The 6,086-nt window shown below is 67.8% G+C and carries 5 protein-coding genes; all 5 read left to right on the top strand.

Features of this window, described 5'->3' with window-relative positions:
• The coding region (locus A9X01_RS21150; RefSeq protein WP_081282523.1) for a pentapeptide repeat-containing protein at positions 1-1,020 on the top strand (1,020 nt) is incomplete at its 5' end.
• A gap of 44 nt (positions 1,021-1,064) precedes the next feature.
• A complete protein-coding gene (locus tag A9X01_RS21145; protein WP_065122625.1) occupies positions 1,065-2,435 on the top strand; it encodes a hypothetical protein in 1,371 nt (456 codons plus the stop codon).
• Positions 2,436-2,500: 65 nt separating this feature from the next.
• On the top strand, positions 2,501-3,601 hold the full coding sequence (locus A9X01_RS21140; RefSeq protein WP_065122624.1) for a methyltransferase: 1,101 nt from the start codon (positions 2,501-2,503) through the stop codon (positions 3,599-3,601).
• Between the two features lie 122 nt (positions 3,602-3,723).
• Positions 3,724-4,137 (top strand): hypothetical protein, encoded by a 414-nt coding sequence (locus A9X01_RS21135; RefSeq protein WP_065122623.1) that lies wholly within the window; start codon positions 3,724-3,726, stop codon positions 4,135-4,137.
• 240 nt (positions 4,138-4,377) lie between these two features.
• A partial coding sequence (locus tag A9X01_RS21130; RefSeq protein ID WP_155772203.1) for a PE family protein occupies positions 4,378-6,086 on the top strand: 1,709 nt, incomplete at its 3' end.

Genomic DNA, 6,086 nt, shown 5'->3' with positions numbered 1-6,086 from the left:
GGCAACCGCGGCTTTTTCAACTCCGGCACCGGTAACACCGGTATCGGTAACGCCGGTGACTACAACACCGGTATCGGCAATACCAGCATCGCCAACACCGGTATCGGCAACACCGGCAGCTACAACACCGGCTTCGGTAACACCGGCAGCAACAACACCGGGAGTTTCAACACCGGCAGCTTCAACACCGGCGACGCAAACGCCGGCGATCGCAACACCGGCAGCTTCAACGCCGGCAGCATCAACACCGGCTTCGCCAACGCCGGTGACCTCAACACCGGCTCCTTCAACACCGGCAGCGGAAACCTAGGTTCATTCATGCTGGGCAGCAGCCAGGTGGGGCTAGAGGGAATTACCTTCCCGCTCAATTTCCCGGCGATCCCGATCGACCTGGTGGCGGGTGCCAACGTGGCGATCCCGATCACCGGCGGGTTCGAAATGATCACCATCCAACCGATCCCTCAATTCGGAATCCCGGTCGACGTGACGGTCAACTTCGTTCTCAGTGTCGATGTCGCTGGAACCCTCTTGAGCCCGAAGATATCGAAAATCGAAATCAACCCGATCGAACTAGAGAACCTCGTGGTCGGCGCGAACCTACTCATACCGTTCCAAACGACGGTTTTCGGGCAACTCAACCTCAGCGTGCCGGGGCTGCTTGGTATCGGGAACTCCTCGGGGACGTTGTCATCGGGCTACTTCAACGGAAACTCCAGCGGCACTTCTGGTTTCTTCAACTCCAGCGATCTGAGTTCGGGCTTCGCCAACGCCAACGGGGCGCTGACATCGGGCTGGTACAACTCCGGCTCTTTGCTCTCGGGCTGGCAGAACATCGGCAACGCCATCTCCGGTTTTGCCAACACCAGCACCCTGGCCGCCAACGCCCCGGCCCTGATCTCCGGTTTCGGCAATATCGGCAACCAAGTCTCCGGCTTCTTGCACGGCCAGGCGAGCGTGCTGCAGCAGGCGCTGGCGGCCCTCTCGCCGATCCAGGCGAACCTCGTCACCACCACCACGTAGCCGCACTCGCTATGCGGGCAACAGCCGCGTGACAAACTGGATCCATGGCTGCGCTGTCGGCGGTGGTGTTCACGCTGAGCGGGTGGCTCGGGCTGTATCTGCTGGCCCGCGATCCGCGCAAGCCGATGCTCGTGCTGGCCTCGATCGGGCTGTGCGGCTTCGCGTTGGTGGTGGCGCTGGACGCGGTGCGCAATACCAGTGCGACACATGCCCACCTGCTCAGCCAGGTCGAGGTGTACCTGGTGGCCGTGCCCGGCGTGGCATGGTTCGCGGTGCTCCTCGAATTGGCCCGACCTGCTGACAACCCGAGGGGGAGGGCCCGCGAGCTGCTTCTCGTCGGTGCCGTCGCCGCGCTCACCCTGCTGGCCGCCAAGCTGGCCGGCAACGTCGACGGCCCGCTGCGGCTGGGCCACTGGCTGATGTCCGCGGTGATCTCGGTATCCACCCTAGGAGCCATGGCCCGCAACGCCCTTCGGCCGGTTCGGCCGGCGCCGGTCACCGGCGCCGTGGTGGTGGCGACGCTTTTCTTCGCGCTGGCCAACGCCATCCTGATCATTCCCCTCGGTCTGGTGCCGAGCTGGCTGGCGCTGGCGTCAACCGGTTTCGATGTGCTGCTGCTCGGTGTCGCAGTGGCCCTCTGGGACGCGTTCGACGAGGGCCAGGCGCTGCGCGCCGACATGCTCCGCTCATTCGCGGGCTGCGCGGCGGTGACGGCGCTGTTCGGCGGTCAGGCGCTGATCGGCTTGGCCGTCACCCGCAACGATCCCGGCGCCCAGACCACCCTCACGGTGCTGCTGTTCACCAGCCTGGCGATCGCGCTCACGGTTCAGGTCTTGGCCGACCCGTTGGCTGGCGTGTTGGACCGCCTGGCATTCTCGAAATCACCCGAACTGCGGGCTGATCGGGCCGCGCTGCGCAACGCCGAGGCGGCATTGCCGCTGCGCTCCACGCATCCGCTGGACGACATCGACGATGACACATTCGTCCGCCTCACCCGTCGAGCACTGGGCCACTACGGTGACCTGACCAAGTTGGTGGCCAGCCCGTTGACCGCGCTACCGGTGATCGACGAGCGGTTGGCCGCCCGGGGCACCCCCGACCACCCGGTGGAGCGGGCCAACGAACTCAAGGCGGTGCTCGCCGACGGCATCGCACGGCTCAAGCCCCGTGACAATGGCGATTTCGGCACCACCGAGGAGTGGCGCTACTACAACTCGCTGTATTTCCCGTACGTCGTGGGCGTGCGGGCCTATGCGCAGAACGCCACCGCCGCCGGTCTGGACCCAACCGCGCGGCAGGCCTGGCAGTGGCTGGTCACCGAGGTGCCGCAGCGCTCGCTGCACAACTGGCAGAATGCGGCGGCCCGCCTGATCGCAGCGGATTTGCGTGGGCGGGTTACGGTTTCGGCTGACTAACCCTTTCGCTCGTACACCGTCGTAGTGTTGCCAACCTGAAACCGATCTTGAAACGGGGAACAGCCATGCCAGCCAAACCACCGCCTGCCAAAGTTGCGCTCGCCCTCGAGACTGTTCGGCATCACCTCGCCCGGTTGCACCGTCGGATGGTGCCCCCGCAGGCCGCGATCATGGAGATGATCATCGATGGGTGGGTTGCGCAGGCAATTACGGCCGCCGCTGAACTCGGCATCGCCGACGCGCTGGCCGGCGGGCCGTTGTCGGCCGAGGAGCTCGCCGACGCAGTCAATGCTGACGCGGACGCGATCAAGCGACTGCTCCGGGCGCTGATCAGCCGCGGCATCTTCCGGCAGCGCCGCGATGGCCGCTACGAACTCACCCCGCTCGCGGACACCCTTCGCAGTGATGCGGAGATCCCGATGGCCGGCTGGGCCCGCTGGTTGGGTTCACCCCAGCACCGCGAACATTGGAGCCACCTGGCCAATGCCATCCGCACCGGGAAATCCGTCGTGCCCGTATTGCGCGGCAAGCCCACCTTCGACTACCTGGCCTCCGAGCCGGAACTCGGTGAGATATTCAACCAAGCCATGACCGCCGGTTCGGCACTTTCGATCGGACCCGTGATTGCCGCCTACGACTTCAGTCCGTTCGCCACCATCATCGATGTCGGCGGTGGCCATGGCCGGCTGCTGGCCGAGGTCCTCACCGCCACGCCCGGGGCCCGCGGTGTGCTGTTCGACCAGCCCCAGGTCGTGACAGGGGCTCCGGCCGTGCTCGCCGAGCAGGGAGTCCAAGATCGGGTCCAGATCGTCGAGGGTTCGTTCTTCGAGTCGGTTCCTGCCGGTGGTGACGCTTACATAATGAAGAGCGTCATCCACGACTGGGCCGACGAGGACGCGCTGCGAATCCTGCGCAACGTGCGCGCTGCCGCAGCGGCCGGGTCCCACCTGTTGCTCGTCGAATTCGTCCTTCCCGAGCACCACCGGGAGTACGCGGGCAATTGGCTGGATCTGGAAATGTTGCTCGCGCTGGATGCGCGGGAGCGTTCGGCCGCCGAGTACGAGCAGCTTTTCAAGCAGGCCGGCTACCGCTTGCAGCGGGTGGTGCCGACCGCGTCGCCGTTCAGCGTGATCGAAGCTCAGGCCGGTGTGATCGGGAATACCTGATCGAACTCCCTGGTCATTGTCTCCGTGGCAGTAATTGGCAGCGCCACGCGTCGATCTGGCAGTGCAAAAACGGCACCGTCAAATGTGTTCGACCGAACCAACGGAGCCAAGGAGAACTCAGCATGACCGCAATACCCGGTGTGACCGTCCGTCCCCTTTCCGATTCCACCGACTCGCTGTTGCGTTTCGCGATGCGGGCCGACGCGACCCTGACGGGCCTGATGGGATTGGTGGTGGCCGCCGCCGCAGACCCGGTGTCCAGGTTGACCGGCCTCACTTCCGGCCAGGAGTACAGCGTGGGCGCGTTCTTCGTGCTCTACGGGTTGGCGGTGTTCAGCCTGGCCGCGTTGCCCGATTTGCGTCGCGCCGGCATCGGTGTCATCGCGGCCAACATCGTCTATACCGTGGCTGCTGTCGCCGCCGCCGAGCTGGTGCCGATGACGGCCGTCGGCGTAGGTGCCACCCTGGCCAGCGGCGTGTACACCGCGGCGTTCGCCGGCCTGCAGTACCTGGGAGTGCGCCGCCTGCCGGCGTAGCTCCCCTCCCCGCCGATACGGGGCCGCCGCAGCGACACGCGGTGCGCGCCCCGTATCGGCCTTTCCTCGTTCCGCGCCCCAGAGTGCACTGTGCACATTCATCGTTCTCGGAGGTGTGCATTACGCCGGTGCCGGGACATAAAAAATTGACCAGGCTCCTCCTCAAAATCGGCCGTCCGGTCCTGACAGCGTATTAACGTGCTGGCTAATTACGCCGACGGTTAATGAATGGAGGAAGTGATGGCATTCCTAATTGCCGCCCCGGACCTATTGGCGGAAGCCGCGACCAGTTTGGCCGGTATTGGCTCATCAATTTCCGAAGCCGCGGCCGCCGCGGCCGCCCCCACCACTGCCCTGGCCGCGGCCGGCGCCGACGAGATCTCTGAGGCGATAGCCGCTCTATTTTCCGGGCACGCGCAGGCATTCCAGCAGGTCAACGCTCAAACTGCCCTGTTCCACGAGCAGTTTGCGCAGACCATGGCCCGTGCCGGTGGCTCTTACGCGTTAGCTGAGGCATTCAATGCCGCACCGATGGGCGGCGCGGCTGCCGCGCTGGACCTGCAAGGCTTTTTCGATCGGCTCCCGGGCCTTCCGGTGGGCCAGTCGCTGAACCCGTTGGACCTGATCAACGCGCCCACCCAGGCATTGCTAGGGCGCCCACTCATCGGTGATGGTGTCAACGGCGCCCCGGGGCAGGACGGCGGCGCCGGTGGGCTGTTGTACGGCAACGGCGGCAACGGCGGCACCAGCACTACCGCCGGAGTGGCAGGGGGCAATGGCGGCGCTGCTGGGCTGATCGGGAACGGCGGGCTCGGCGGCGGCGGTGGCGCCGGCGCATCCGGCGGTCGCGGCGGCGCCGGCGGTTGGCTGTTCGGTAGCGGCGGCGCTGGCGGTGCCGGCGGGACGGCGCTCAGCGGCGGCGTGTCCGGCGGGGCCGGCGGAGCGGGCGGTTCCGCTGGATTCTTCGGCGACGGTGGCGTCGGCGGCCGCGGAGGTAACGGCGCAGATGGGCTCTTCGGGGGCGGAGCCGGTGGTGATGGTGGCAACGGTGGCGCCGGTGGCAACGCCGGGTGGTTCGGCAACGCCGGCGCCGGTGGCCACGGCGGTAATGGCGCCCAGGGCGGCTCCGGGGGCAATGCCGCTGGCCTGAACGGCGCTGGCGGGTCCGGAGGAAACGGTGGTGCCGGCGGCAATGCCGGGCTGTGGGGCTCTGGTGGTGCCGGGGGAAACGGCGGGACCGCGGGTAACGGCGGCACCGGCGGTGCCATCGGAACCATCGGCGGCGGTGTTGGTGGAGATGGCGGGAGTGGTGGTGCCGGCGGCACCGGTGGATTCCTGTTCGGCGACGGCGGGGCCGGCGGACACGGTGCCGCTGCCGGAACCGGCGGCAACGGCTCGAATGGCGTGAGCTCCACCAGCGGGGGCTCAATCGGCGGGGCCGGTGGAGACGGCGGAAACGGTGGCTCCGGCGGGGCCGGCGGAAATGCCAGGCTTTGGGGCGCCGGCGGTGCCGGTGGGAATGCGGGCGCAGGTGCACTTGCGGGCTCCGGTGGTGGCGGCGGCAACGGCATCTCCATCAGCGGCCCCGTCAACGGCGGCGCGGGCGGCGGCGGTGGCTCCGGCGGCAACGGTGGCTCCGGCGGGGTCGGCGGGGCTGGTGGATTGTTCACCGGTACGGGCGGAGCCGGTGGGCACGGCGCAGGCGGCGGCGCGGCAGGTGTCGGCGGCGGCGGTGGCAGTGCGGCCGGCGGCGGGATTGGCGGCAAAGGCGGCGCCGGTGGCAGTGGTGGTGATGGCGGCGATGGCGGCAGTGGCGGCGGTGGAGCCGCCGGCGGTGGCTCCTGGATGTTCGGCAGCGGCGGTGCCGGGGGTGCCGGCGGGTCCGGCGGCGGCGGTGCGCAGGGTGGCACCGGTCCCAGCGGCGCCGGCTCCAATGGCAACGGCGGTTC

Origin of the sequence: Mycobacterium asiaticum (assembly GCF_001668675.1) — a bacterium.
GTDB classification, from domain to species: domain Bacteria; phylum Actinomycetota; class Actinomycetes; order Mycobacteriales; family Mycobacteriaceae; genus Mycobacterium; species Mycobacterium asiaticum_D.
This window is presented reverse-complemented; position numbering and strand designations above follow the sequence as displayed.